Source organism: Sulfitobacter sp. 1A12157, from assembly GCF_043557345.1.
Lineage (GTDB): Bacteria > Pseudomonadota > Alphaproteobacteria > Rhodobacterales > Rhodobacteraceae > Sulfitobacter.
Genome location: NZ_JBIFFV010000005.1, coordinates 175,121 through 200,840, shown reverse-complemented (window position 1 = coordinate 200,840; position 25,720 = coordinate 175,121). Strand labels below are relative to the sequence as shown.

The 25,720-nt window shown below is 64.2% G+C and carries 28 protein-coding genes; 2 read left to right on the top strand and 26 right to left on the bottom strand.

What is annotated here, in order from left to right; genetic code table 11:
* The 24 genes from nuoH to ACGYLC_RS10955 all read right to left on the bottom strand — a co-directional run bounded on the left by nuoH (window position 1) and on the right by ACGYLC_RS10955 (window position 21,734).
* Complete coding sequence (nuoH, locus tag ACGYLC_RS11070) at window positions 1–1,041, bottom strand: NADH-quinone oxidoreductase subunit NuoH (RefSeq protein WP_394399791.1); 1,041 nt, start codon at window positions 1,039–1,041, stop codon at window positions 1–3.
* Window positions 1,042–1,047: 6 nt separating this feature from the next.
* Window positions 1,048–1,422: a hypothetical protein gene (locus ACGYLC_RS11065; protein WP_067263450.1), complete on the bottom strand. Its 375-nt coding sequence runs from the start codon at window positions 1,420–1,422 to the stop codon at window positions 1,048–1,050.
* A 5-nt stretch (window positions 1,423–1,427) separates the two neighbouring features.
* Window positions 1,428–3,443 carry an NADH-quinone oxidoreductase subunit NuoG gene (gene nuoG / locus ACGYLC_RS11060; protein ID WP_394422991.1) on the bottom strand — a complete coding sequence of 672 codons (2,016 nt, stop codon included), beginning with the start codon at window positions 3,441–3,443 and terminating at the stop codon, window positions 1,428–1,430.
* 4 nt (window positions 3,444–3,447) lie between these two features.
* Window positions 3,448–3,858, bottom strand: coding sequence for a DUF5333 domain-containing protein (locus ACGYLC_RS11055; protein ID WP_394422990.1), 411 nt, complete (start codon window positions 3,856–3,858; stop codon window positions 3,448–3,450).
* A 120-nt stretch (window positions 3,859–3,978) separates the two neighbouring features.
* Entirely contained in the window at window positions 3,979–4,305 is a 327-nt protein-coding gene (locus ACGYLC_RS11050; protein ID WP_394399795.1) for a hypothetical protein, read from the bottom strand.
* 139 nt (window positions 4,306–4,444) lie between these two features.
* Window positions 4,445–5,740 (bottom strand): NADH-quinone oxidoreductase subunit NuoF, encoded by a 1,296-nt coding sequence (gene nuoF / locus ACGYLC_RS11045; RefSeq protein WP_394422989.1) that lies wholly within the window; start codon window positions 5,738–5,740, stop codon window positions 4,445–4,447.
* Window positions 5,741–5,745: 5 nt separating this feature from the next.
* Window positions 5,746–5,979: a DUF5337 domain-containing protein gene (locus ACGYLC_RS11040; RefSeq protein ID WP_067263425.1), complete on the bottom strand. Its 234-nt coding sequence runs from the start codon at window positions 5,977–5,979 to the stop codon at window positions 5,746–5,748.
* An 18-nt stretch (window positions 5,980–5,997) separates the two neighbouring features.
* Window positions 5,998–6,870, bottom strand: coding sequence for a hypothetical protein (locus tag ACGYLC_RS11035; protein ID WP_394422988.1), 873 nt, complete (start codon window positions 6,868–6,870; stop codon window positions 5,998–6,000).
* Between the two features lie 92 nt (window positions 6,871–6,962).
* The gene (locus ACGYLC_RS11030) at window positions 6,963–8,114 is read right to left on the bottom strand and encodes an NADH-quinone oxidoreductase subunit E (protein ID WP_394422987.1); all 1,152 of its coding nucleotides are present in this window, start codon (window positions 8,112–8,114) and stop codon (window positions 6,963–6,965) included.
* Window positions 8,115–8,193: 79 nt separating this feature from the next.
* Window positions 8,194–9,438: an NADH-quinone oxidoreductase subunit D gene (locus ACGYLC_RS11025; protein ID WP_394399804.1), complete on the bottom strand. Its 1,245-nt coding sequence runs from the start codon at window positions 9,436–9,438 to the stop codon at window positions 8,194–8,196.
* A complete protein-coding gene (locus ACGYLC_RS11020; protein WP_167360195.1) occupies window positions 9,438–9,611 on the bottom strand; it encodes a hypothetical protein in 174 nt (57 codons plus the stop codon). The genes ACGYLC_RS11025 and ACGYLC_RS11020 overlap by 1 nt, the downstream gene beginning before the upstream one ends.
* Window positions 9,611–10,240, bottom strand: coding sequence for an NADH-quinone oxidoreductase subunit C (locus tag ACGYLC_RS11015; RefSeq protein WP_394399806.1), 630 nt, complete (start codon window positions 10,238–10,240; stop codon window positions 9,611–9,613). Before ACGYLC_RS11015 ends, ACGYLC_RS11020 begins: the two co-directional genes overlap by 1 nt.
* Window positions 10,241–10,341: 101 nt before the next feature.
* Window positions 10,342–10,956 carry an NADH-quinone oxidoreductase subunit B family protein gene (locus ACGYLC_RS11010; protein ID WP_231886322.1) on the bottom strand — a complete coding sequence of 205 codons (615 nt, stop codon included), beginning with the start codon at window positions 10,954–10,956 and terminating at the stop codon, window positions 10,342–10,344.
* A complete protein-coding gene (locus tag ACGYLC_RS11005; RefSeq protein WP_394399808.1) occupies window positions 10,947–11,312 on the bottom strand; it encodes an NADH-quinone oxidoreductase subunit A in 366 nt (121 codons plus the stop codon). The genes ACGYLC_RS11010 and ACGYLC_RS11005 overlap by 10 nt, the downstream gene beginning before the upstream one ends.
* 162 nt (window positions 11,313–11,474) lie before the next feature.
* Window positions 11,475–12,257 (bottom strand): crotonase/enoyl-CoA hydratase family protein, encoded by a 783-nt coding sequence (locus tag ACGYLC_RS11000; RefSeq protein ID WP_394422986.1) that lies wholly within the window; start codon window positions 12,255–12,257, stop codon window positions 11,475–11,477.
* Window position 12,258: 1 nt separating this feature from the next.
* A complete protein-coding gene (locus ACGYLC_RS10995) occupies window positions 12,259–13,113 on the bottom strand; it encodes a hydroxymethylglutaryl-CoA lyase (protein ID WP_394422985.1) in 855 nt (284 codons plus the stop codon).
* A 31-nt stretch (window positions 13,114–13,144) separates the two neighbouring features.
* A complete protein-coding gene (locus tag ACGYLC_RS10990) occupies window positions 13,145–13,813 on the bottom strand; it encodes a glutathione S-transferase family protein (protein ID WP_394422984.1) in 669 nt (222 codons plus the stop codon).
* On the bottom strand, window positions 13,810–15,750 hold the full coding sequence (locus ACGYLC_RS10985; RefSeq protein ID WP_394422983.1) for an acetyl/propionyl/methylcrotonyl-CoA carboxylase subunit alpha: 1,941 nt from the start codon (window positions 15,748–15,750) through the stop codon (window positions 13,810–13,812). The genes ACGYLC_RS10990 and ACGYLC_RS10985 overlap by 4 nt, the downstream gene beginning before the upstream one ends.
* Window positions 15,751–15,827: 77 nt before the next feature.
* Window positions 15,828–17,432 carry a carboxyl transferase domain-containing protein gene (locus ACGYLC_RS10980; protein WP_394422982.1) on the bottom strand — a complete coding sequence of 535 codons (1,605 nt, stop codon included), beginning with the start codon at window positions 17,430–17,432 and terminating at the stop codon, window positions 15,828–15,830.
* Complete coding sequence (locus ACGYLC_RS10975; RefSeq protein ID WP_394422981.1) at window positions 17,429–18,934, bottom strand: AMP-binding protein; 1,506 nt, start codon at window positions 18,932–18,934, stop codon at window positions 17,429–17,431. The genes ACGYLC_RS10980 and ACGYLC_RS10975 overlap by 4 nt, the downstream gene beginning before the upstream one ends.
* 1 nt (window position 18,935) lies before the next feature.
* Entirely contained in the window at window positions 18,936–19,652 is a 717-nt protein-coding gene (locus ACGYLC_RS10970; RefSeq protein ID WP_394422980.1) for a flavodoxin family protein, read from the bottom strand.
* On the bottom strand, window positions 19,645–20,046 hold the full coding sequence (locus ACGYLC_RS10965) for a DUF1622 domain-containing protein (RefSeq protein ID WP_394422979.1): 402 nt from the start codon (window positions 20,044–20,046) through the stop codon (window positions 19,645–19,647). The genes ACGYLC_RS10970 and ACGYLC_RS10965 overlap by 8 nt, the downstream gene beginning before the upstream one ends.
* A 42-nt stretch (window positions 20,047–20,088) precedes the next feature.
* Window positions 20,089–20,574 carry a lysozyme inhibitor LprI family protein gene (locus ACGYLC_RS10960; protein ID WP_394422978.1) on the bottom strand — a complete coding sequence of 162 codons (486 nt, stop codon included), beginning with the start codon at window positions 20,572–20,574 and terminating at the stop codon, window positions 20,089–20,091.
* Window positions 20,574–21,734 (bottom strand): isovaleryl-CoA dehydrogenase, encoded by a 1,161-nt coding sequence (locus ACGYLC_RS10955; RefSeq protein ID WP_394422977.1) that lies wholly within the window; start codon window positions 21,732–21,734, stop codon window positions 20,574–20,576. Before ACGYLC_RS10955 ends, ACGYLC_RS10960 begins: the two co-directional genes overlap by 1 nt.
* A 147-nt stretch (window positions 21,735–21,881) precedes the next feature.
* Between ACGYLC_RS10955 and ACGYLC_RS10950 the strand changes: the two genes are divergently transcribed.
* Window positions 21,882–22,358, top strand: a complete 477-nt coding sequence (locus tag ACGYLC_RS10950; RefSeq protein ID WP_394422976.1) for a pyridoxamine 5'-phosphate oxidase family protein — start codon at window positions 21,882–21,884, stop codon at window positions 22,356–22,358.
* 2 nt (window positions 22,359–22,360) lie between these two features.
* Here the strand turns inward: ACGYLC_RS10950 and ACGYLC_RS10945 are convergent, their stop codons facing one another.
* Window positions 22,361–23,554 (bottom strand): DegT/DnrJ/EryC1/StrS family aminotransferase, encoded by a 1,194-nt coding sequence (locus ACGYLC_RS10945; protein ID WP_394422975.1) that lies wholly within the window; start codon window positions 23,552–23,554, stop codon window positions 22,361–22,363.
* Entirely contained in the window at window positions 23,554–24,228 is a 675-nt protein-coding gene (locus ACGYLC_RS10940; protein ID WP_394422974.1) for an HAD-IIIA family hydrolase, read from the bottom strand. Before ACGYLC_RS10940 ends, ACGYLC_RS10945 begins: the two co-directional genes overlap by 1 nt.
* 138 nt (window positions 24,229–24,366) lie before the next feature.
* On the opposite strand from ACGYLC_RS10940, the gene glmU reads away from it, so the two are divergent.
* Entirely contained in the window at window positions 24,367–25,719 is a 1,353-nt protein-coding gene (glmU, locus tag ACGYLC_RS10935; protein ID WP_394422973.1) for a bifunctional UDP-N-acetylglucosamine diphosphorylase/glucosamine-1-phosphate N-acetyltransferase GlmU, read from the top strand.
* The last annotated feature ends 1 nt before the right edge of the window (window position 25,720 follow it).

Sequence of the window (25,720 nt, the reverse complement as noted above, 5' to 3'; positions counted from 1 at the left end):
TCAGCCCCCTACGGTCCAGCGGGCGTAGATGCCCCAGAACCAATCGAATTTTGCAGCGAATGCCACGAAGACCACCCAGAAGAGCGAGAAGGGAAGGAAGACTTTCCACCCCAGCCGCATCAGCTGGTCATAGCGGTAGCGCGGCGTGATTGCCTTCACCATGGCGAACATGAAGAAGACCATCAGCATCTTGATGAACATCCAGAAGAAGCCATCGGGCAGGAACGGCACCGGCGACAGCCAGCCACCGAAGAACATCAGCGACACCAGCGCGCACATCAGCACCACGGCCACCAGCTCGCCAATCATGAAGAGCAGGAAGGGCGTCGAGGAATATTCCACCTGATACCCTGCGACGAGTTCCGATTCCGCTTCCGGCAGGTCGAAGGGCGGGCGGTTGGTCTCCGCCAGCGCCGAGATGAAGAACAGGACCAGCATCGGGAAATGCGGCAGGAAGTACCAGTTCAGCAGCCCCCAGTCGCCGTCTTGCGCCGCCACGATGGACGAGAAGTTCATCGACCCGGTCGAGAGGATCACGCCGATGATGATCAGACCGATCGAGACCTCGTAAGAGATCATCTGCGCGGCGGAGCGCAAAGAGCCCAGAAACGGGTATTTCGAGTTCGAGGCCCAGCCCCCCATGATCACGCCGTATACCTCAAGCGAGGAGACGGCGAAGACATAGAGGATCGCCACGTTGATGTCCGACAGGATCCACCCCTCGTTAAACGGGATCACCGCCCAAGCGATCATCGCCATGACGAAGGAAATCATCGGCGCGAGGAAGAAGACCCCCTTGTCAGCACCCGCCGGGACCACCACTTCCTTAACGATATATTTGAGGAAGTCGGCAAAGCTTTGCAGCAGGCCGAAAACGCCCACGACGTTGGGGCCGCGGCGCATCATCACGGCGGCCCAGATCTTGCGGTCGGCATACATGAGGAAGGCCAGCGCCAGCAGCAGCGGCACGACCAGCAGCAACACCTGCCCGACCGTCAGCAGGCCGATGCCCAGATAGGTGTTGTAAAAGAAATCAGCCATAAGTCCTCACACCGTCGGAATGCCGCGTTCCGCGCATTGAAACGCGGTCACTTCGGCATCAATTGTCTTCAAGCCTTTGGGCAGGCTCGGCGAGATTGTGTAAACAGCATCTGCCCGCCATATGCCACCCTCTTCGCTCACATTTGTCCGCACATGACGCGCAAAACCGTAGCCCCGGATCAGCGTGTATTGCGCGGCGGCGCATTCGGCGTAGTCCGACACGTCCTGCGCCGAAAGCGCCTTGGTCATCGCCACGTTGAATTGCACCAAATCACCGTCCAAAAGCTGGGTTTCGACCCCCTTGTAATCGGGGATAAAGTCCTCGGCCACCGGCACCTGCGGTTCGCAGGCGGCCAGTAGCATCAAGGGGGCCAGCGCCATTGTTCTCACTCCGCCGCCATCGGCTCGGCCCGGCGCGCGGCGGCCAGTGCCGACAGTTCCGCCATCAACTGGCTGGCCCGCGCGATCGGGTTGGAGAGATAGAAGTCACGCACCGCAGGCGCGAAAGACGCATCGCCTAGCTTGCCCGCAGGCAGCGCGTTCCATTCGTTTTCCGGCACCTCATCGACATTCGCCAGATGGGGCACGGCCTCGGTCAGCTTGCGGCGCAGCGCGGCGATGGAATCATAGCTCAGTTGTGCGCCCATCTCAGCCGAAAGCGCCCGAAGAATCGCCCAGTTTTCTTTCGCCTGCCCCGGCGCGAAACCGGCGCGCAATGCAAGCTGGGGACGGCCCTCGGTGTTGACGAACAGCCCCGGCTCCTCGGTATAGGCCGCGCCCGGCAGGATGATGTCGGCGCGGTGCGCACCGCGGTCGCCGTGGCTGCCTTGGTAGATCACGAAGGGGCCTTGGCCGATCTCGATCTCATCGGCGCCGAGGTTGTAGATCACCTCGGCCGCGTTCACGTCATCCATGCCGTTTTCGGCCACGGCACCGATGTCCATCGCACCCACGCGCGAGGCGGCGGTGTGCAGAACCATGAGCTTGCTCTTGGTCTTCTCGGCCAGTTCCATCGCCTTGGCCAGCACCGCCGAACCATCAGCCTCGCGCAGCGCGCCTTGGCCCACAACGATCACCGAAGGCTGCTCCAGCACTTCGTCGAAGTCGCTGTTCATCAGTTTGTCGAGCGTGGCGCGGTCATTGCCCAGATGGTGATGCGGATAGGTCAGGTCAGCCGCTTCGCCGATCAGCCCGATCTCGGCGCCATTGGTCCAAGCCTTGCGGATACGCGCGTTCAGCACCGGCGCCTCGACGGCGGGGTTGGTGCCGATGAGCTGGATCATCTTGGCATCGTCCAAATCCTCGATCCGCGCGTTGCCGACATAGCCGAAACGGTTGCCCGCGGGCAGTTTCGCACCATCGGTGCGGCATTCGACGACACCGCCCTGCCCTTCGATCAGCTCTTTCAGTGCAAAGGCGGCTTCGACCGGGGCCAGATCGCCGATCAAACCGGCCAATTTCTTGCCCTTCATCGCGGCGGCGGCGGCATTGAGCGCCTCGGGCCAGCTGGCTTTGCGCAGCTTGCCGTTCTCGCGGATGTAAGGCGTGTCGAGACGCTGGCGGCGCAGACCGTCCCAGACGAAGCGGGTCTTGTCCGAAATCCACTCCTCGTTCACGCCGTCATGGTTGCGCGGCAAAAAGCGCATGACTTCGCGGCCCTTGGTGTCGACGCGGATGTTGGAGCCGAGCGCATCCATCACGTCGATGCTCTCGGTCTTGCTCAGTTCCCACGGGCGCGCGGTGAAGGCATAGGGCTTGGAAACCAGCGCGCCCACCGGGCAAAGGTCGATGATATTGCCCGACAGGTTGCTGTCGATCAGCGCGCCGAGATAGGTGGTGATCTCCGCATCCTCGCCGCGGCCGGTCTGGCCCATGACGTGCTGGCCTGCGACTTCGGTCGTGAAGCGCACGCAGCGGGTGCAGGAAATGCAGCGGGTCATATGCGTCTCGACCAGCGGGCCGAGATCGAGATCCTCGGTCGCGCGCTTGGGCTCGCGGTAGCGCGAGAAGTCGACGCCGTAAGCCATCGCCTGATCTTGCAAATCGCACTCACCGCCCTGGTCGCAGATTGGGCAATCCAGCGGGTGGTTGATGAGCAGGAATTCCATCACGCCCTCGCGGGCCTTCTTGACCATGGGCGAGTTGGTTTTCACGACCGGCGGCTGGCCCTCGGGGCCGGGGCGCAGGTCGCGCACCTGCATGGCGCAGGAGGCGGCGGGCTTGGGCGGCCCGCCGACGACTTCCACAAGACACATCCGGCAGTTACCGGCGATCGACAGACGCTCGTGGTAACAGAAGCGCGGCACTTCGATGCCGACCTGCTCGCAGGCCTGAATGAGCGTCATCGCCCCTTCGACTTCGACTTCCTTACCGTCGATGATGATCTTGCGGATATCGCTCATAAGCTCACTTTGCCTTCAGTAACGAACCGATCCGGCTCGATTTTTGAATCTCTTCGCGTCCGAGCGCACAATAGCCTTGCGGGTCCGAAGTATCGACCCCCTTCGCCTTGAAAAACGCGGCGCCCCGCGCTCTCATGCGCGCTTTTTCAGCGTCACTATCAATATAGGCGTCGATCTCGGCGTCGGAGTAGCCCAGATCGGTCGCCTTACCTTTCAAGTCCCAAGCCATCTTGACCGCGCGCAGCATCCGCGCGCTGATGTCGGGGCAGTTCTTGCGGATGATGTCGGCCACGCCCATGTCCAAAAGCGCGTCGTCAATGGCGGCCACCTCGCGCAGCGGCGGTTTTGCGGCGACCGGTGTCACGGTGGCGGCGGTCAGGCTCAGGCCCATCACGGCGATCATCAGGGTGCGCATATCAATTCTCCTTCATGCAGCGGGCCGGAACGGCCCGTCTGACAGATGGAGATTGCAGGCCGTGATATTCAATATCACCGCCCCCAAGGCCCGCAGGCCCGCGATATGTCGCCGATGCGATCACTGGGGGCAGCGCCCCTGAAAGGTCAGCGCCCCGCCATCGAACCGCAGCGCGCTTGCCGGGGCATCGGGGCCAAAGGTCCAGTCGATCTTGGAGTTGCCGTAGTTGCCGACACAGTATTTCACGGCCTCATAGCGCGCTGCCGCGCGGGCGCCATCGATGGATTTGCCGGCATCCTTGACCGTCACCTGAAAGACATCCCGCTGACCGTCAATCTTGCGCAGCTTGGTGTTGAAATACTGCCCGTCAAAGGCAATCCGCTCACCATCATTGGCGCAGCCCGCCAGCAGGGCGCTGAGCGTCAGAACCGTCAAAGCATATTTCATAGACCTACTCCGCTGCGCCTTGGGCCCGGCCTTGCCACTCGCCCCGCGCCTGTTGTGGACGGACGCGCCTGACGCGCGCCCGCTATCGCCGCTCCTGCGCCAAGCGTCAAGCCGGTGAGGCCCGCCGCCGCGCAGGGTTTCACTCTGCCGCGACCGCGCTGACGCGGCCCGTGCGCTTGTGTTTGATCCGATCCTGGATCTCATCCCGGAAGTGGCGGATCAGACCCTGGATCGGCCAAGCCGCCGCATCGCCAAGCGCGCAGATCGTGTGGCCCTCGACCTGTTTGGTCACGTCGAGCAGCATGTCGATCTCTTCAGGCTCCGCATCGCCCGAAACCAGACGGTCCATCACCCGCATCATCCAGCCGGTGCCCTCGCGGCAGGGCGTGCACTGGCCGCAGCTTTCGTGCTTGTAGAACTTCGACAGCCGCCAGATCGCCTTGATGACATCGGTCGAGTTGTCCATCACGATCACCGCCGCCGTGCCGAGGCCCGAGCGTTGTTCGCGCAGGTAGTCGAAATCCATGATCGCGTCGCGCATGTCTTTGCCGGGGATCAGCGGCACCGAGGAGCCGCCGGGGATCACCGCCTTGAGATTGTCCCAGCCGCCGCGGATGCCACCGCAATGTTTCTCGATCAGCTCTTCAAAGGAGATCGACATCGCCTCTTCGACGACGCAGGGGTTGTTCACGTGACCCGAGATCGCAAAGAGCTTGGTGCCCGCATTGTTGGCGCGGCCAAAGCCCGCGAACCACTCAGGCCCACGGCGCAGAATGGTCGGCACCACGGCGATGGATTCGACGTTGTTCACCGTGGTCGGGCAGCCATAGAGGCCCGCGCCCGCCGGGAACGGCGGTTTCATCCGGGGCATGCCCTTCTTGCCCTCAAGGCTTTCCAGCAGCGCGGTCTCTTCGCCGCAGATGTAAGCCCCTGCCCCGTGGTGCAGGAAGATATCGAAATCCCAGCCCGATTTGCTGGCGTTCTTGCCCACCAGACCAGCCTCATAGGCCTCGTCGATCGCCGTCTGAAGCGCCTCGCGCTCACGGATATATTCGCCGCGCAGGTAGATGTAACAGGTATGCGCGTTCATCGCGAAGGAGGCGATCAGGCAGCCTTCGATGAGCGTATGCGGATCGTGACGCATGATCTCGCGGTCTTTGCAGGTGCCCGGCTCGGATTCGTCGGCATTGACCACAAGATAGGCAGGGCGGCCATCACTCTCTTTCGGCATGAAGGACCACTTGAGCCCGGTGGGGAAGCCCGCGCCACCCCGGCCCCGCAGGCCAGAGGCTTTCATCTGGTCGACGATCCAATCGCGGCCCTTTTGAATGATCCCGGCGGTGCCATCCCAATGGCCGCGCGCCTGCGCGCCTTTCAGGGTGCGGTCATGCATGCCGTAGATGTTGGTAAAAATGCGGTCTTTGTCCTGAAGCATGATGCCTACCTTTGGTTCTCACGGCTGGCCCGGCGGGCCTGCCACATTTGATATATCACGACCATCGCCCAGAAAAGCGCGGCCAGTGCAGCAAAGTCGAAGAGCAGCGCATAACGCCCCGGCAGGCCAAGCGCCGGGCCGGCCCATTGCATGGCCAGCCACAAGCACATGGTCACGGCAATGACCAGCCCTGCGGTGCGGCCCTTACGGGCAAGCGCTCTGTCTTCGGCTTCGCTCATGTCTCTCTCTTACCCCGATCAGCCCTCGGCTTTGCCGTCACTGGCAAGCGCCTTGGCCTGACCGATCCAATCGTCGCGCCGAATACGGCCCTTGAAACGCAGGCGGGAATCGACCCAGTCGATCTCCTCCCCCTCAAGGGCTGCGATCTGGTCGAAATGAAAAATGCCCAGTTCATTCAGCGTCTGTTCCAGTTTTGGCCCAATGCCGCCAATGCGCTTGAGGTCATCCGCCCCGCCCGCACGCGGCGCGTCGAGCAGCGCGGGTTTGCCATCGGTCGATGTGCCACCTGTCGCCCCCTTGGGCGCGGTTTCGACGGTCTCTTCCGCGGTGGTCACCACTGCGGGCGCTTCTTCGGCTTCGACAACCTGTTCCGGCGCGGCTTCGACGGCAGCCGTATCGGCCACGGGCGCTGTTGGCGTTGTTCCCTCGGGGGCTCCGGCGGGCACTTCCTCGCCCGCCACCTCAGCCTTGGCACCCTGGTCCGGGGCGGTCTCAACGGCAGCCGTATCGGCCAGAGGCGCCGCTGGCGCTGGCTCTTCCACAGGCTCAATCGGCGCGCTGGCCTTTCGCGCGGCCCCGATGCCTGCGTCACCGGCGGGGACCGTGCCGACAGCCGAGGAAACGCTGCCCGATGCCGTCGGCGCCGCTGCAACCGATGCTGCCGCCGCGCTGCGCGTGTTGTCTTGCGGTGCGGCGGCTGGCACCTCTTTGCACAGCAAGGTCATCGCGAGATAGCCCACGATCACCGCCACCAGCACACCGGCCAGAATGGACATCAAAAGACCCCAGATGCCAAAGGCCAGCAACAGGAATGCCACCAGCAAACCGACACCGGCACCCAGCCACCAGCAGCGCTTGGTGCAGGCTTCTCGTTCCGAAATATCCGTCATGACTGTCCTTCTCTCCCTTAATGCGGGCGATGCGGCTTATGGCTCTGCGGGGTGGTGTGGGTGCCGTCCTTGGCCCGTGGTTAATCTCCGTCTTATTCTTCTGCGAGGCGCGCGGCCTGCTCTACCCAATTGTCGCGGCTGACGCGGCCTTTGAACCCTTCGAGATTCTGATCGACCCAAGCGACCTCCTCGGGGCCCCATTGGGCGATCTGGTCAAAGTGATAGAAGCCCATGCCGTTAAGCATCTGCTCAAGCTTCGGACCGACGCCTTTGATCTTTTTGAGATCATCCGCCCCGTCCTCGCGCGGGCCGTCCAACTGCGCAGGCTTTTGACCGGGCGTTGCAGGGGCGCTGGTTTCGGCCTTTGCCGCATCGGCACTCTCGCCCTCGGGGTCACGTTTGGAGCGCGGTTTGCTCTTTGACGTGGCTTCGGCTTCCTGCTCGGTCACGCCGGTCTTATCGGCGCTTTCGCCCTCGGCGGGACGCGGCTCTTCGGCTTCGACCTCTTCCACGGTTTCGGGCTGCGGCGCATCCGGCTTGCGCTGCCATGGGGTCAGCAGCGGCACCTCGGTGCCATCAATACGCTTGACCGTATCGCCGATATCGACCGCTGCCTGCGCGCTGGCGTTATACTGCGTGCGCCCGCTTTCGTGATCCGTAAGGCTGGTCAACCCGCCCAGAGGCTCGGAGGCATAGCGCCCGTTCTGCGGCCCGGGCACGGGCACGCGCCCGGCGCTCAACTCATCGAGGATTTCGTTCAGCCGCGCGGTTGTCAGGTCTTCGTAATAGTCCTTGCCGATCTGCGCCATGGGGGCGTTGGAACAGGCACCGAGGCATTCGACCTCTTCCCATGAAAAACGCCCATCCGCCGACAACTCATGCGGCTTGGCGGCGATACGCTCTTTACAGACGGCGACCAGATCCTCGGCCCCGCAAATCATGCAGGACGTGGTGCCGCAAACTTGGATATGTGCCACGGAACCAACGGGTTGCAGCTGGAACATGAAGTAGAAAGTCGCCACTTCGAGGCCCCGAATATAGGCCATGCCCAGCATTTCCGAGACATGTTCGATCGCCGGGCGGGTCAACCAGCCTTCTTGCTCCTGCGCGCGCCACAGCAGTGGGATGATCGCGCTGGCCTGACGGCCTTCGGGGTATTTGGTGATCTGCGCTTCGGCCCATTCTTGGTTGGCGGGCGTGAAGGCAAAACTGTCGGGCTGGTCAGGGTGTAGACGGCGGAGCATTAGTTCGAACCTATGGTCAGGCGGAGGCCAATGATGCCCCCGGCGTAAATTTCTTCAAAACGGGGTGACGCCAGCGGCATCACCGGTCAATCTCTCCAAAGACGACGTCCATGGTGCCGATGATCGCGGCCACATCGGCAAGCTGGTGGCCGCTGGCCACATGGTCCATCGCCTGCAAATGCAAGAAGCCCGGCGCGCGGATTTTGGAGCGATAGGGTTTGTTGGAACCATCGGCCACGAGGTAGACGCCAAACTCGCCCTTGGGCGCTTCGACGGCGCAGTAAACCTCGCCCTTGGGAACGTGGAACCCTTCGGTATAGAGCTTGAAGTGGTGAATCAGGCTTTCCATGTCGGTCTTCATCGCGGTGCGCGAAGGCGGGGTGATCTTACCCCGGGCCAACACATCGCCCTGCCCTTCGGGGGCGCGCAGCTTCTCGATCGCCTGCTGGATGATGTAGGTCGACTGGCGCATCTCTTCCATCCGGCAGAGGTAGCGGTCAAAGCAGTCGCCGTTCTTGCCCACGGGGATCTGAAAGTCGAATTCGTCGTAGCACTCATAGGGCTGCGCGCGGCGCAGGTCCCAAGCAAAGCCCGACCCGCGCACCATCACACCGCTGAAGCCGTAGTTGAGGATGTCCTCCTCGGTGACGACGCCGATGTCGACGTTACGCTGTTTGAAGATGCGGTTCTCGGTCAGCAGCTCATCAATGTCGACCATGAACTTCTTGAGGAACTGATCGCACCATGCTTCGATATCGTCCAGCAGCGCGGGCGGCAGGTCTTGGTGCACGCCGCCGGGGCGGAAGTACGCCGCGTGCAGACGCGCGCCACAGGCCCGCTCATAAAAGATCATCAGGCTCTCACGCTCTTCAAAGCCCCAGAGCGGCGGCGTCAGCGCACCCACGTCCAGCGCCTGCGTGGTGATGTTAAGAAGGTGGTTCAGAATGCGCCCGATTTCCGAGAACAGCACCCGGATCAGCGAGGCGCGGCGCGGCACCACCGTGTCGGTCAGCTTTTCGATGGCCAAGCACCAAGCGTGTTCTTGGTTCATCGGGGCCACATAATCCAGCCGGTCGAAATACGGCAGGTTTTGCAGATAGGTGCGGCTTTCCATCAGCTTTTCGGTGCCACGGTGCAGCAGACCGATATGAGGGTCGCACCGCTCTACCACTTCGCCGTCAAGCTCAAGCACCAGACGCAAAACCCCGTGTGCGGCAGGGTGTTGCGGGCCGAAGTTGATGTTGAAGTTGCGAATCTTCTGCTCGCCGGACTCAAAGTCGGTCGACCCGTCGTCAAAGGCTTTTGTGCGAATGTCGCCGTCCATTACCGTTTCTCCAGTTCTTGCAGCTTCATGCCCATCCACCACAGCAGGGCAATCGTGCCCAGCGGGATCAGACAGGCCGCCGCCCAGTATTTGTTGATGCCGAAGAACGGCAGCAGTTTGACCATCGGAATGGCGGTCAGCGCCGAGAGGATCAGCCAGCCGAACCCGCCCATTACTTCGCGTCCTTGCTCACATGACCGTCGGGTGCCGACTTGTCGTCGCCGGGCAGGATGTAATCGGCCCCTTCCCACGGCGACATGAAGTCGAACTGGCGGTATTCCTGAACGAGGCTGACGGGCTCATAGACCACGCGTTTGGCGCCTTCGTCATAGCGCACTTCGGTATAGCCCGTGGTCGGGAAATCCTTGCGCAGCGGGTGCCCGCGGAAACCATAGTCCGTCAGGATGCGGCGCAGGTCCGGGTGGCCGGAGAAGATGATGCCGAACATGTCAAAGACTTCGCGCTCGAACCAATCGGCACTGGGATGCACGCCGGTGATCGAGGGCACCATGTCCTTCTCCCGCGCGGCGGCGCGCAGGCGGATGCGGTGGTTCTGGTACATCGACAGGAAATGGTAAACCACGTCGAACCGCTTGGCCCGGCCCGGATAATCCACCGCCGTAATGTCCACCAAAGTCGAGAAGCGGCAGGTCGGATCACCTTTGAGGAACTCGACAAGCCCGGCGACATTGGCCAGCGCCACATCCATGTTCAACTCACCCTTGGTGACATCCCATCCGAGCACGCAATCGGGGCGTTTGGCTTCGATATAGGCCCCAAGTTCCTGCAGTTGTTCGCTCATCGCAAATCTTCCTTCCACGCGCCGATCAACGCCATCTCACTGTCCCGCGCCTTTGGCGCTTTGTCCTTCTGCCTGCCCCGCTTGCGGCGCAGGCGGTTGCCTTAGCGCACGATCGTCCCGGTGCGGCGAATTTTGCGCTGCAACTGGAGGATACCGTAAAGCAATGCTTCCGCCGTCGGCGGGCAGCCGGGCACATAGACATCGACCGGCACGATGCGGTCACAGCCGCGCACGACCGAATAGCTGTAGTGATAGTAACCGCCGCCATTGGCGCAGGAGCCCATCGAGATCACATAGCGCGGCTCTGGCATCTGGTCATAGACCTTGCGCAGCGCCGGGGCCATCTTGTTGGTCAGCGTGCCCGCGACGATCATCAGGTCCGACTGGCGCGGAGAGGCGCGTGGTGCTGTGCCGAAACGCTCAAGGTCATAGCGCGGCATGGAGCTGTGCATCATCTCAACCGCGCAGCAGGCCAGACCGAAGGTCATCCAGTGCAAGCTGCCTGTGCGCGCCCAGTTGATGATGTCTTCGGTCGAGGTCAGCAGGAAACCCTTGTCCTGCAACTCGGCATTCAGGCTTTGGGTGGCAAATTCAGGGTCAGGCCCCGCGCCATATTGACCGTAGGCCGCGGGGGCGGAGGCGCCGGATTTCACCCGCGGGCTTTGGTGGCCATCGCCCATCACCGGGGTGACGAGTGCGTCATCTTTTACTGCCATTCCAGCGCTCCCTTCTTCCATTCATAGGCGAAGCCCGCCGTCAGCACGCCCAGGAACACCATCATCGACCAAAAGCCCGCCATGCTCACCTCTTTGAAGGCCACGGCCCATGGGAAGAGGAAGGCGATTTCAAGGTCGAAGATGATGAAGAGGATCGAGACCAGATAGAAACGCACGTCAAACTTCATCCGCGCATCGTCGAATGCGTTGAACCCGCATTCATAGGCCGAGACCTTTTCCGGGTCAGGATTGCGCACGGCCACGACCACGGCGGCGAGGATCAGCACAAGGCCAAGGCCAATCGCCACGGCCAGAAAAACGAGGATGGGCAGGTATTCCCGCAGCATGTCGTCCAAGGGGATGCTCCTTTCGCGGTGCGCGGCATGAGGCAAAGGCCAAAAGCCCGCGCAGACAAACTTGGAACGGGTTTAACTCTGCCCGTGGGTAGGGTCAACGGGCCAAGCCCGGTTAATGCCGCCCACGGGCCCGCAATAGAGCCATTTCGCCAAAGCCTTGCGCTAGACCACCCAAGCGGCTTTGCGCTTGTCGAAGAAGGCACCGATTCCCTCGGCGGCCTCATCGGTTTCCCAACGCGCCGCCAGCGCGTCGATGGACATTTCCACCGCCTCGGGCGTGGCGATTCCACCCAAGTCTTGTGCCAGTTTCTTGGCCGCGGCGACCGCGCCCGGCGCGCAGGAAAGATAGGGCACGACCTCGGCCTCGACCGCCGCGTCCAGCTCCTCGGCCGGCACCGCGCGGGCCAGCAACCCCAGATTGACCGCCTCCGCCGCATCGAACAGGCGCGCCGACATGAAGACCCGCCGCGCGCGCCCCTCGCCCATCCGCGCCAGAACGTAAGGCCCGATGGTCGCCGGGATGATCCCCAGCCGGGTTTCGGTGAAGCCCATCTTCAGCGTGTCGACCCCCACGGCCACATCGCAGACCGAGGCCATGCCGACGCCGCCGCCGAAGGCATTGCCCTGCAGCTTGCCGATCACCGGCTTGGGCAGCGCGTTGAGCGCGCCCAGCATCGTCGCCAGTTTGCCCGCCTCCGCGGAGCGAGTATCGGCGTCCATATCGCGCTGGTCGCGCATCCAGCCCAGATCGCCGCCCGCACAGAAGGATTTCCCCGCGCCGGTCAGGACCACGACGCGCACCGCGTCATCCTCGGCCAGCCGGCCCGCGGCCGAGGTCAGATCGGCCAGCATCTGCGCCGACATGGCGTTGTGTTTCTGCGGCCGGTTCAGGGTGAGCGTCGCCACCCCGCGCGCGTCGGTTTCGATCGTCAGTGTCTCGTACATGTCAGCCTCGCATTGCCCGTGCCATTTCGGCGGCCTCTTCGACCACCGCCTGATCGACAACGGTGTCATAGCCCAGTGCCGTCAGGTGTTTGTTCACCGCCTCGGTCGCGACATTGCCCGCCGCGCCGGGTGCATAGGGGCAGCCACCCAACCCACCAACGGCGGCGTCGAAGACCCGCAGCCCCATGGAGAGCGACGCGTCGATATTGGCGATCGCCCGGCCATGGGTGTCGTGGTAATGCCCCGCGAGCCGCCCCGCCGGCACCACGTCGCGCACCGACAGCAGCATCCGCGCGATACTGTCGGGCGTGCCCGCGCCGATGGTGTCGCCAAGGGAAATTTCGTAACAGCCCATGGCAAAGAGCTTGTCGGCCACGCGGGCCACTTCGCCGGGATCGACCTTGCCGTCATAGGGGCATTCCACCACGCAGGAGACATAGCCGCGCACCGGAATATCCACGTGTCGGGCCTCTTCAAGGATCGGGGCAAACCGCTCGAAAGCCTCGTCGATGCTGGCGTTGATGTTCTTCCGACTGAACCCTTCGGAGGCAGAGGCGAAGATCGCCACCTCGTCGGCGCGGGCCGCCACGGCATCCTCGTAGCCCCGCATGTTCGGCGTTAGTGCGGCATAGCGCAGGCCCTCGGCCCGGCGGATGCCCGCAAGCACCTCGCCCGAACCGGCCATCTGCGGCACCCATTTGGGGCTGACGAAACTGGCGCATTCGATGCGGGCAAAGCCCGCTTGGCTCAGCTTGTCCACCAGCGCCACCTTCTCGGCCACGGGGATCTCGCGTTTCTCGTTCTGTAGCCCGTCGCGCGGGCCGACCTCGAAAATCTCACATGGTCCAAGGCTCATTGGCCGCTTTCCTTCCCTGACTGGGCCATGGTCACTCGACCGGCCATGGCGCGTAGAAATCCTTTTCGTAGAGCTTGGCGCCCTCGGGCAGCGCCTGCGCGAAGCTCTCGCGCTCGGTGATCCGCTCGTACCATGCCGCGACCGAGGGGTGGTCGTCCAGCGTCACGAAATGCCGCGCCATGTAGACCGCCTGCCCGACCGAGATATCGGCGGCGGAAAAGCCGGAGGTCAGCAGGTAGTCGCGGTTCTCCAATGGCGTCGAAAGCCGCGCCTCGAGCGCGTCGTAGCATTTGCCGATCCGCGCCGCCTCGAGCTTCATCACGATGGGGCTGCGCATATGGTCCTCGCGCAGGGCGATATGCTGCTGGGTCAGCGCCGCGGTGTGCTGGCTGATGGTCTCGGCGAAATGCACCCAGACCAGCCAGGCCATGCGGTCGGGGCTGCCGACCGAGCGGCCCATGCGGTCCGGGCTGTAACGCTCGCAGAGGTACTGGGTGATGGCCCCGGTCTCGAACATGCGCTCGCCGTCAATCTCCAGCGCCGGGACCCGGCCCGCGGGCGAGAGCACGAGGTATTCCGGGTCGCGCAGGCTGCGGTCGAAGGCGTGCATTTTGACCTGAAACTCGACGTCGTCCAGCTCATGCAGCAGCCAGAGCGTGCGCATCGAGCGGGTCTGCGGACAGTGGTGCAGCGTAATCATGCGCCCTCCTCAGCTTCCAGTCGCACCAGCGCCGCGCCGGCCTCGACCTGATCACCGGCCTGTGCCAGCACCTCGGCCACCACGCCGTCGCGCGCCGCGAGCAGCGAATGCTCCATCTTCATCGCCTCCAGCACCGCCAGACGGTCGCCCTTGGCGACGCTCTGGCCGACCTCGGCGTCGATGGCGCGCACCAGTCCCGGCATCGGCGCTTCGACGATATTGCCGTCGCCATGGGCGGCGGCAGCGCGGGCAAGTGGGTCGATTACGTCAAAGGCGATGCCATAGGCGTCAAAAACCGTGACCACGTCGCCCGCGACCGAGACCGGGGGCGCTATATGACCATCAATCTTCCAGCGGCCCGCAATGCGCTCGGCGCGCACCTCATGGTCGCCCACGGTCCAAAGCTGCACGTCCTCCGAGAGCACCCGCACCTTCAGCAGATGTTCCTCGCCGTCGCGGGCCAGCATCACCTGCCGCCGCAGCGGCCGCCATAGGTTGAACCCCGCCTCGGCCAGCGGCTCATCGAGCCCAAGCGCCGCCATCCCGGCCAGTGCGAAATGCCGCCCCGGCACCTCGGGCTGGGCCGTCAGCGCCTCGATGTCCCGCGCGATCAGGCCGGTATCCACGTCGCCCTTGGCAAACCCCTCGTGTTCCGCCAGCGCGCCGAGGAAGGCGAGGTTGGTGACCGTGCCGCCGACTTCACACCCCTTGAGCGCCGCGCGCAGGCGCGAGAGCGCCACGTCCCGCGTGGGCCCATGCACGATGACCTTGGCAATCATCGGGTCGTAGAAGGGGCTGATCGTGTCGCCCGCCCGCACACCGCTGTCGGCGCGGGTCTGGGGCGTGAAGGACAGATGCGTGAGCGTGCCGGTGGCGGGCAGGAAGCCCTTCGGCACGTCCTCGGCATAAAGCCGTGCCTCGAAGGCTTGGCCGTTGATCGTCAGCGCCTCCTGGCGCTTCGGCAGGGCCTCGCCCGCCGCGACACGCAGCTGCCATTCCACCAGATCGACCCCGGTGACCAGTTCGGTCACGGGATGCTCCACCTGAAGCCGCGTGTTCATCTCCATGAAGAAGAACCCGTCGGTCGACAGCCCGCCCGAGCCGTCGACGATGAATTCCACCGTCCCCGCCCCGGCATAGCCGATGGCTTCGGCGGCGCGCACCGCCGCCTGCCCCATGGCCTCGCGCATCTCCGCCGTCATGCCCGGCGCGGGTGCCTCTTCGATCACCTTCTGGTGGCGGCGCTGGAGCGAGCAGTCGCGCTCGAACAGATGCACCGCATGGGTGCCGTCGCCAAAGACCTGCACCTCGATGTGACGCGGCTTGGTGACGAATTTCTCGACCAGCACGTCCGGGTTGCCGAAGGCGGTCTTGGCCTCGGAGCGCGCAGAGTCCAGTGCCGCCTGAAACCCCTTCGCCTCCTCAACGAGCCGCATGCCCTTGCCGCCACCGCCGGCGACCGCCTTGATCAGCACCGGGTAGCCGATCTTTTCGGCCTCGCGGGCCAGCAGCGCATCGTCCTGATCCGCGCCGTGATAGCCCGGGACCACGGGCACGCCCGCCTCGACCATCAGCGCCTTGGCGGCATCCTTCAGGCCCATTGCCCGAATGGCATTGGCCGAGGGTCCGATGAAAGTCAGCCCGGCGGCCTCGACCGCCTCCACGAAATCGGGGTTCTCGCTCAGGAACCCGTAGCCCGGATGGATCGCCTGAGCGCCGGTATCGCGCGCCGCCTGGATGATCACATCGCCCTTGAGATAACTCTCCGCCGGCGCCGAGCCGCCGATATGCACCGCGGCATCCGCCATGGCCACGTGTTTCGCGCCCGCATCGGCGTCCGAATACACCGCCACGCAGCGCACCCCCATGGCCTGCGCCGTTTCCATTACCCGGCAGGCGATCTCACCCCGGTTCGCAATCAGGATCGTGTCAAACATGCCCTACCCTTTTCATCTCTTTCTGGCTCCAAATATGGCGAGCGTTCCGGGGGTGTCCCCCCGGAGCCGCGCGTCGATCACATCCGGAACAATCCAAATTTCGTCGGCTCGATCGGCGCGTTCAGGCTGGCCGAGAGGCTCAGGTAGAGCACGTCGCGGCTCTTGCGCGGATCAATGATCCCGTCGTCCCACAGCCGTGCCGAGGCATAGAGCGGGTGGCTCTGCTCCTCGAACATGTCGATCGTGGGTTGCTTGAAGGCGGTCTCTTCCTCTTCGGTCCATGTCTCGCCCGCGCGTTCCATCGCGTCGCGCTTGACGGTGGCGAGAACGCCTGCCGCCTGCGCGCCGCCCATGACAGAAATGCGGCTGTTGGGCCATGTCCAGAGGAACCGCGGCCGGTAGGCGCGGCCCGACATGCCGTAGTTGCCAGCGCCAAAGGAGCCGCCCACCAGCACGGTGATCTTGGGCACATTGGTGGTGGCCACCGCCGTCACCATCTTGGCGCCGTGGCGGGCGATGCCCTCGTTCTCGTATTTGCGGCCGACCATGAAGCCGGTGATGTTCTGCAAAAACACCAGCGGGATGTTGCGCTGGCTGCAAAGCTCCACGAAATGCGCGCCCTTCTGGGCGGCTTCGGAGAACAGCACCCCGTTGTTGGCGATGATGCCGATGGGGCAGCCCTTCACATGGGCGAAACCGCAGACCAGCGTTTCGCCGAAGCGCGCCTTGAATTCATCAAAACGGCTGCCGTCCACGAGCCGCATGATGACCTCGCGGATGTCATAGGGCGTGCGCAGGTCGGCGGGCACGACGCCCAGCATTTCGGCGGGGTCATAGGCCGGCTCCTCGGGGCTGGCCCAATCCACCGTCTTGGGCTTGCTCTTGTTGAGTTGCCCCACCGCGCGACGCGCCAGTGCCAGCGCATGGGCGTCGTCCTCGGCAAGGTAATCGGCCACGCCCGACAGACGGGTGTGCACGTCTCCGCCGCCGAGGTCTTCGGCCGAGACAACTTCTCCGGTCGCGGCCTTCACCAGCGGCGGGCCGGCGAGGAAGATCGTGCCCTGTTCCTTCACGATGATGGTCACGTCCGACATCGCGGGCACGTAGGCGCCACCGGCGGTGCAAGAGCCCATCACCACGGCGATCTGGGCGATGCCCTTGGCGCTCATCCGCGCCTGATTATAGAAGATCGCGCCGAAATGGTCGCGGTCGGGGAAAACCTCGTCCTGATTGGGCAGGTTCGCGCCGCCGGAGTCCACCAGATAGATGCAGGGCAGATGGTTCGCCTCGGCAATCTCCTGCGCGCGGAGGTGTTTCTTCACGGTCATCGGGTAATAGGTGCCGCCCTTCACGGTGGCGTCGTTGCAGACCACCATGACCTCATGCCCCTGCACCCGTCCGATGCCCGCGATCACGCCCGCACAGGGCGCGGCCCCGTCGTAGAGCCCATGCGCCGCGGTGGCGCCGATCTCCAGAAACGGGCTGCCGGGGTCGAGAAGGTTCGCCACCCGCTCGCGGGGCAGCATCTTGCCGCGGCTCTCATGCCGCGCGCGGGACTTCTCGCCGCCCCCGAGGGCGGCGGCCTCGGCGGCCTCGCGGACCTCGCTCAGGGCTTTCAGATGCGCCAACTCATTGGCCTTATAGGCATCCGAGGAAGGCAGGGCTTGGGATGTCAGTTTCATGTTACGTCCTCATTCTCTCGCGCCGCCACACGCTTTAATTCCTTGCGGATCACCTTGCCGGTGACGGTCATCGGCAGGTCTTCCACGAATGCGATCTCGCGCGGGTAGGAATAGCTGGCGAGCCTTTCCTTCACCCACTCCTGCAGTTCCCTTGCCTCGACCTCGGCACCCGGTTTCAGCACCACATAGGCCTTCACGATCTCGGTGCGGAGCGCGTCGGGCTTGCCGACCACGCCGCAGGTGGCCACCGCGTCATGGGTCAGCAGGCAATCCTCGATTTCCGCCGGGCCGATGCGGTAGCCGGCGGAGGTGATCACGTCATCCTCGCGCCCCACGAAACGCAGGTAGTCGCCCTCCCATATGCCGCGGTCGCCGGTTAGCAGCCAGTCGCCATGGAACTTGGCCGCCGTCTCCTCGGGCCGGTTCCAGTAGCGCAGCATCATCGAAGGGGCGCCTTTGCGCACCGCCACATCGCCCTCGGCATCGGTAGGCTTGCCGTCCGCGTCCAGCACGGCGATCTCGAAGCCCGGTACTGGCTTGCCGATACAGCCCGGCTGCGCGGGGAAATCCACGCCGCAGCTGGAAGCCACCATGTTGCATTCGGTCTGGCCGTAGAACTCGTTGATCTCTAGCCCGAAGGCTTTCCGCCCCCAGGCCAGCATCTCCGCCCCCAAAGGCTCGCCGCCGCTGGCGACCGAGCGCAGGCCGGGCAAGGATACAACAGCGGCCTTCAGCATCCGCAGCGCCGTGGGCGGGAAGAACACGTTGCGCACGCCGCCTTGCGAAATCACCTCGGCGCAGCCTTCGACGGTAAACTTCGGCATCCGTGCCGCCACCACCGGCACGCCAAGCGCGAGCGCCGGCATCGCCACGTCGAAAAGACCGCCGATCCAAGCCCAATCCGCCGGGGTCCAGAGGCAATCGCCCGCCTGCCCCAGATGGTCATGGCTGACCGACACGCCCGGCAGATGGCCCGAGAGCACCCGGTGCCCGTGTAGCGCGCCCTTCGGCGTGCCGGTGGTGCCGGAGGTGTAGATCAGCACGGCGGGGTCTTCTGGGCCAACCTCGGCGAAGTCCACCGCCTCGCCCTCCACGCCTGCCTCCGCCGCAATCCACGGGGTTGCGAGATCGCCCAGACGGTCCGCGCCCTCGGCGTCGGTCAGCACGATTTCGCAACCCGCGTCGCCCACCCGGCTGGCCAGCGCATCGCGTTTGAACAGTTTGAACAGCGGCACCGAGATCGCGCCGATCTTCCAGATCGCCAGATGCGCCGCCGCACACCATGGCGATTGGCTGAGCAGCACGCCGACGCGGTCACCGAGCGCGACCTGTGTTTTCAGCGCGCGGGCCAGACCGTCGACCATCTCGTGCAGCGCGCCGTAACTCACGTCGCGCCGTTCTGTAGCGGTCAGGTCGATGATTGCCAGTGCATCATCGGGCTGGGCGAGGCATTGCGCCGCCATATTGCCCTGCCAGAGGGGCCAGTCGCCTTCGTTCTTCATATCAGCTTCGATACTCCGGATTTTCGAAATCGAACCGCGCGCCCGCGTCCCAGGCCTCGCGGTCGTTGCCTTGGCGCGGATAGCCGCCCGCGCCCTTCAGCATCCGCGCCAGATGCAGGGCGTTCCATGTCATGATGGTGGTGTTGCGCTGCGTGAATTCGTTGTCGAAACCCGCGCGCTTGCCGTCCACTTCGTCCCCGTAAGACGGCCCCGGCCCGGCCTCGCCGATCCATCCGCAATCGGCCTGCGGCGGGATCGTGTAGCCAAGGTGGTTCATCGCGAAGCCGGTGGTCATGGCGACGTGCTTGATGCCGTCCTCGTTGCCGGTGATGATGGTCCCGCCGACCTTGCCGTAGAACACCGACTGGCCCTTGTCGTTGAGCTCGCCCGACATCGCATAGAGCCGTTCGATCAAGACCCGGCAGACACTACTCTCCTCGCCCAGCCACAGCGGCGTGCCGATGATGAGGATGTCGGCGGCCAGCACCTTTTTCCAGATCGCGGGCCAATCATCGCGGTCCCAGCCGTGCTCGGTCATGTCCGGGTAAACGCCGGGCGGCACTTGGTGGTCGAGCAGGTAGAGATGTTCGACACCCACGCCCTGCGCCTCCATGATGCCGGCGCTGGCGTTCATCAGAAGCTGGGTGTGGCTGTCGCCCGGGGTCTTCTTGAGCGAGCAGTTGACGTAGAGCGCTTTCAGGTCGGCAAAGTCAGTCATCGCCAAGCTCCTTCTTCAGTTGCTCCAACTCCCGGTCGAGAAAGAAGGAGGTGATGGAGCGGATGATGACCAGCATCAGCAGGAAGAGCAGATCCGCAAACCGCAGGCTGATCGCGGTGTGGATCACATCCGAGACGATGAACAGTTCCAGCCCGGCAAGGATGTAGCGCCCCAATTCGATCCGCTCGCGGTTGGTGCGGCGCACACGCTCCGGCCCCTTCTGGGCGATCTCCGCGATCGTCACCCCGGTCAGGAAACGGGCCGCCCCTATCAGCAGCAGAATGATGGCGGCGATGTCGATGACCGCGGCGAGGATCTCGAACCCCTCGATCAGCCAGGGCAGAAAATGGTGCATCACACCGCCTTCTGTCTCCAGTTCTATCAGGTTTTCCATCCCGATCCCTCCGTCCTGTTTGGCCGCCACAGCGAGACGCGGTTAATAGGCCGCCCCCAAACGCAGCGCCTGTTCCCCCGTCATATGCATCAGACAGGCCAAGGTTGCAGGCCCGCCGCCCGTGCCACCGCCCCATTGACTGCGTTCATAATCGCAGGCGGCATCGCGGAAGGTAATCCAAGCGCGCTGCATGTCACGCAGCGCCTCGGCCTGCGACGGCAGTTGCGGCTGGTAGAGGGCATTCTCCTCATCGGCGGATTTCGCCTGCACCATGCGTGCGCGGTAATTCTCGTTCAGCAGACCGTCCCAAAAGGTCAACTCAGCATCGAGACAGCCACCCATGCCAACGGTCGAATAGCCGCCCGGCCCTTCCATGCAGAGGTTGGCGGAAAGGCCGATGCAGGCGCGCTGGTCGGTGAACTCTTCGGCCCCGGCCAGACAGTCCGCCGTGGCGGCATCGGAATAGGTGATATCCTGCGCAGCCACCGGCCCCGCCAAAAGCGTGCAGCCCAGCAGGAGGGCGCGCATCACATCGCCCCCATCATCTCGCGGCCCACCAGCATGCGGCGGATCTCGGAGGTGCCGGCGCCGATCTCCATCAGCTTGGCGTCGCGGAAGATGCGGCCCACCGGGTTGTCCGACAGATAGCCCGCGCCGCCCATGGCCTGAACCGCCTGATGCGCCTGCACCATGGCTTGCTCAGAGGCATAGAGACAGCAGGCCGCCGCATCCTGACGGGTCACGTCGCCGCGGTCACAGGCCTGCGCCACGCTGTAGACATAGGCCCGCGCGGAATTCATCGCGGTGTACATATCCGCCATTTTGCCCTGCATCAGCTGGAAGTCCCCGATGCGCTGGCCGAACTGCTTGCGCTCGGCCATGTAGGGCATGATCTCATCGAGGCAGGCGGCCATGATGCCAAGGCCAATGCCCGCCAGCACGACGCGCTCGTAGTCGAGGCCCGACATCAGCACGCGCACGCCCTTGCCCTCTTCGCCGAGGATGTTCTCAAAGGGGACTTCGCAATCCTCGAAGATCAACTCGGCGGTGTTCGAGCCGCGCATCCCAAGCTTGTCGAAATGCTTGGAGGTCGAGAAACCCTTCATCGACTTCTCGATCAGGAAGGCGGTGATGCCCTTTGAGCCGGCCTCGAGGTCGGTCTTGGCATAGACCACCAGCGTCTCGGCGTCGGGTCCGTTGGTGATCCAATACTTGTTGCCATTGAGGCGGAAGTGGTCGTTGCGCTTCTCGGCATGCAGTTTCATGCTGACCACGTCGCTGCCTGCGCCCGCCTCGGACATGGCCAGCGCGCCGACATGTTCGCCCGAGCAGAGCTTGGGCAGGAACTGCGCCTTTTGCTCCGGGGTGCCGTTCAGCTTGATCTGGTTCACGCAAAGATTGGAATGCGCACCGTAGGAAAGCGAGACCGAGGCCGAGGCCCGGGCGATCTCTTCCACCGCGACGGTATGAGCGACATAGCCCAGCCCCGAGCCGCCGAACTCCTCCTCGACGGTCATGCCGAGAAGACCCAACTCGCCCATCTCGCCCCATAGCTCGGCGGGAAACTCGTTCTTGGTGTCGATCTCGGCGGCCATCGGCTTGACGCGCTCCTGCGCCCAGCGGTGCACCATCTCGCGCAGCGCGCCTACGTCTTCGCCCAGATCGAACTGCATACTTGCGTTGAACACGGCTTCTCCCCCCCCCGATTTATTGAACGCTTGTTCATTACCTACCGCCCCGCCCGCTTTGCGTCAAGCAGCGCGATGTGGAACCGCCCCGCGCCGCGGCGGGTTGGCCCTGCGACCAAGCGAACACTACAACAAAGCGAGATGCAAATGAGCGATGATCTGAAAAAAGAGTTCTGGGACCGTCTGGACGACACCCGTGCTGGGATGCTGATGACCAAGACCGCCCGCGCGATCCCGATGACCCATTACATCGACGAAGACGACCGCGCCGCCGTGCTGTGGTTCATCACCGCCAAGGGCACCGATCTGGCAAAGTCTGCCGAGGGGCGCGCCGCCGCCGAATACATGATTGCCAGCAAGGACGAATCCCTCTGGGCGCGGATCGACGGCCATGTTTCCGCCGTGACCAACCCGACCGAGCTGGACAAGATTTGGAACGCCATCGCGGGGGCATGGTTTGAAGACGGCAAGCAAGACCCGGACGTGCAGCTGATCCGCTTTGACCTCACCGAAGCCGAGGTTTGGGCCACCGATGGCGGGTTCAAGTTCCTCTATGAGATCGGCAAAGCACAGATAACAGGCCAGAAGCCCGACATGGGCAAACACGGCACCATCCGTTTCTAAGCCTATCTGCTCTGAAAAACGGCGCTGACCTCGGCCCGGATGATCCGCGCGATCAAGGCGCAATCCTCAAGCGAAAAGGTCAGCGGCACGCGCATGTCGATCAACCCCGCCAGCACCACATCGCTGGCGGGCATTTTTTCGGCCCGCGCATAGCGCCATGTGTCGTAGCGGCTGGTGAAACCCATAGGCTCGGCCCTGCCGAACCATTTCAACTCTACCCCGCGCGCAGCACAGCGCGCCAGCACCGCCTCGACATCCGCCGCCGACCAGTCTTTCAACAGGAATTGGATCGACGAGCCGACGATGCTCTCGGCCTCGGGCCGGTCGATGACCGTGAGCCCCGGCGTGTCGCGTAGCCCCGCCTCAATCCTCCGATAGCGCTCATTCCAGCGCGCCACCTGTTCCGGCAGCCGCCGCAACTGCGGGCGCAGCACCGCGGCGCGCAGGTTGTCCATCCGGCCCGAGATATTGGGCGTCTCATAGCGGATCGTCTCAAAGGCCTCCGGCCCCGGCGCGGCGGCGTGGCGGTCATAGAGCATGTAAGACCCCGACAGCATGATCGCCCGCGCGGCGACCTCGGCGTCATCGGTGATCAGCAACCCGCCCTCGCCCGCGTTCACATGTTTATAGGTCTGGCAGGAAAAACACCCGATCTTTCCCTGCGAGCCCGATGGCTTGCCGTTCCACGCCGCCCCCATCGTATGGGCGCAATCTTCGATCACCGTGATGCCGCGCGCATCGCAAAGCGCCATCAGAGCGTCCATGTCCACCAGATGGCCGCGCATATGGCTAAGCAGCAGCACATCGGCCTGATCCGCCTTGGCGGCGAGATCGTCGAGGTCGATCACCAGCTGCTCCGTCACGCCGACAAAGACCGGCACCGCGCCGAGCGACGCAATCGCCCCCGGCACCGGGGCGAGCGTGAAGGCATTGGTCAGCACCCGGTCCCCCGGTTTCACCCCCACCGCGCGCAGCGCCGTGGCCATGGCATAGCCGCCCGAGGCCACGGCAAGGCAGTATTTTGCCCCCGTCATCGCGGCGAATTCCTGCTCCAGCAGGGCAACCTCGGCCACCTCCCCCGGGGCGGTGTTATAGCGGTGCAACCGGCCGTGACGCATCACCGCCACCGCCGCCTCGATCGCGTCTTCGGGGATCGGCTCTTGCTGCGTGAAACTGCCGGTGAACCGCTCGGCCATCAGGCGGCTTTGCCGAGCAGACGTTCGATGACCTCCGGCAGATCGGCAAAATCGTCCAGCAGCGCTTCGGGCTCCAGCGCGGCCATATCTTCGCCCGAGGGGCCAAAGGTCACCAGCACGCAAGGAACCCCTGCGGCTTTGGCGGTCTTGCGGTCGGTGTCGCTGTCGCCGATCAACACGCATTGCGCCGGATCGCCCCCGGCGCGGCGGGCGGTTTCGAACAGGTGTTCGGGGTCGGGTTTGCGCACGGCCAGGCTGTCGGCCCCCAGCATCGCGCCAAATGCGTCGCGCACGCCGAGACGGGTCAACAAAAGCTCCGCCAAAGCCTCGGGTTTGTTGGTGCAGATCGCGACGCGGTAGCCTGCGGCTTTGAGGGCGGCCACAGCCTCCATCGCGCCGGGGTACATGATGGTATGGGTGTCGATGTCGCGCCCATAGGCCTCAAGCAGCATCGGGTAATAGCGGTCGATCGTCGCCCTGTCATCGGCACGGCCCAGCTTTTGCATCCCCAAGCTGAGCATCGCCCGCCCGCCGCGCAGCGCGGTGCCTGCATCCTCGGCATGGACCAGCACATCGCCCTCGCCCATGTCACGGAAACAGGCATTGGCGGCGGCGATCAAATCACCCGAGGTATCGGCCAAAGTGCCGTCGAGATCGAAAACGACTGTCTTCACTGGGTACTCCTTGGGCGGAACCCCGCCTTGCAAAATGGCATCGTGTTGCAGACCGCAATCTAGTTTGATGGGCCGCAACCTTGCGCCTTTGTGCGAAGCGCGTAAAGAGAATGCAAGCTGAAGGACAAAGAGATTTACATGGAAACTGCATTGATCATCCTCGCCGCGGGCAAGGGGACACGGATGAACTCGGACCTGCCAAAGGTGCTGCACCGCGTGGCCTCCGCCCCGATGCTGGAGCACGCCATGGCCGCGGGCGCCATGCTCGGCCCCCGCCATACGGTCGTGGTGGCAGGCCACGGGGCCGATCAGGTCCGCGCTGCCGCCACCCTCTTTGACGAAGACGCGCAGGTCGTCGAACAGACCAAGCAATTGGGCACCGCCCATGCGGTGGCACAGGCGCGCCCGGCGCTGGACGGGTTCGACGGCATGGCGCTGGTGCTCTACGGGGACACGCCCTTCGTCCAGCCCGAGACGCTTGAGAAGATGCAAGAGGCGCTGACGACGCATGATGTCGCGGTTCTGGGGTTCGAGGCTGCCGATCCCGCCCGCTATGGCCGCCTGGTGATGCAGGGCGAGGCCTTGGAGCGGATCGTCGAGTTCAAAGACGCCTCCGCCGAAGAACGCGCCATCACCCTGTGCAACTCGGGCGTGGTGGCCTGCAAATCCGAACTGCTCTTCGATCTAATCGACAAGGTCGGCAACGACAACGCTTCGGAAGAATACTACCTCACCGATATCATCGGCATCGCCCGCGCCGAGGGCCGCAGCGCCACGGTCGTTACCTGCGACGAGGCCGAGACCATGGGCGTGAATTCCCGCGCCGATCTGGCGAGGGCCGAAGCCGCGTTCCAATCCCGCGCCCGCGCGCTGTTGATGGAAGATGGCGTGACCTTGGTCGCCCCCGAAACCGTCTTCCTGTCGCGCGACACTTTCATCGGGCGCGATACAGTGGTGGAGCCGAATGTCGTCTTCGGCCCGAATGTCACCGTGGAATCCGGCAGCACCATCCGTGCCTTCTCGCATCTCGAAGGGTGCCATGTCTCACGCGGCGGGGTCGTCGGCCCCTACGCCCGGTTGCGCCCCGGCGCGGAACTGGCCGAAGACGTGCGCATCGGGAATTTCGTCGAGGTGAAGAACGCGCAGATCGCCGAAGGGGCCAAGGTCAACCACCTGAGCTACATCGGCGACGCCACCGTGGGCGCGCGCAGCAACATCGGCGCGGGCACGATCACCTGCAATTACGACGGGGTGATGAAACATCGCACCACCATCGGCGCGGGGGCGTTCATCGGGTCGAACACCATGCTCGTGGCCCCGGTGACCATCGGCGAGGGCGCGATGACCGGCTCGGGCTCGGTCATCACCTCGGACGTGGAGCCAGAGGCGCTGGCCCTGTCACGCGCCCCGCAGGTTGAGAAACCCGGCATGGCGCGCAAGATGTTCGAAATTTTAAAGGCCAAGAAGGCCAAACTGCAGAGGGGCAGCTAAT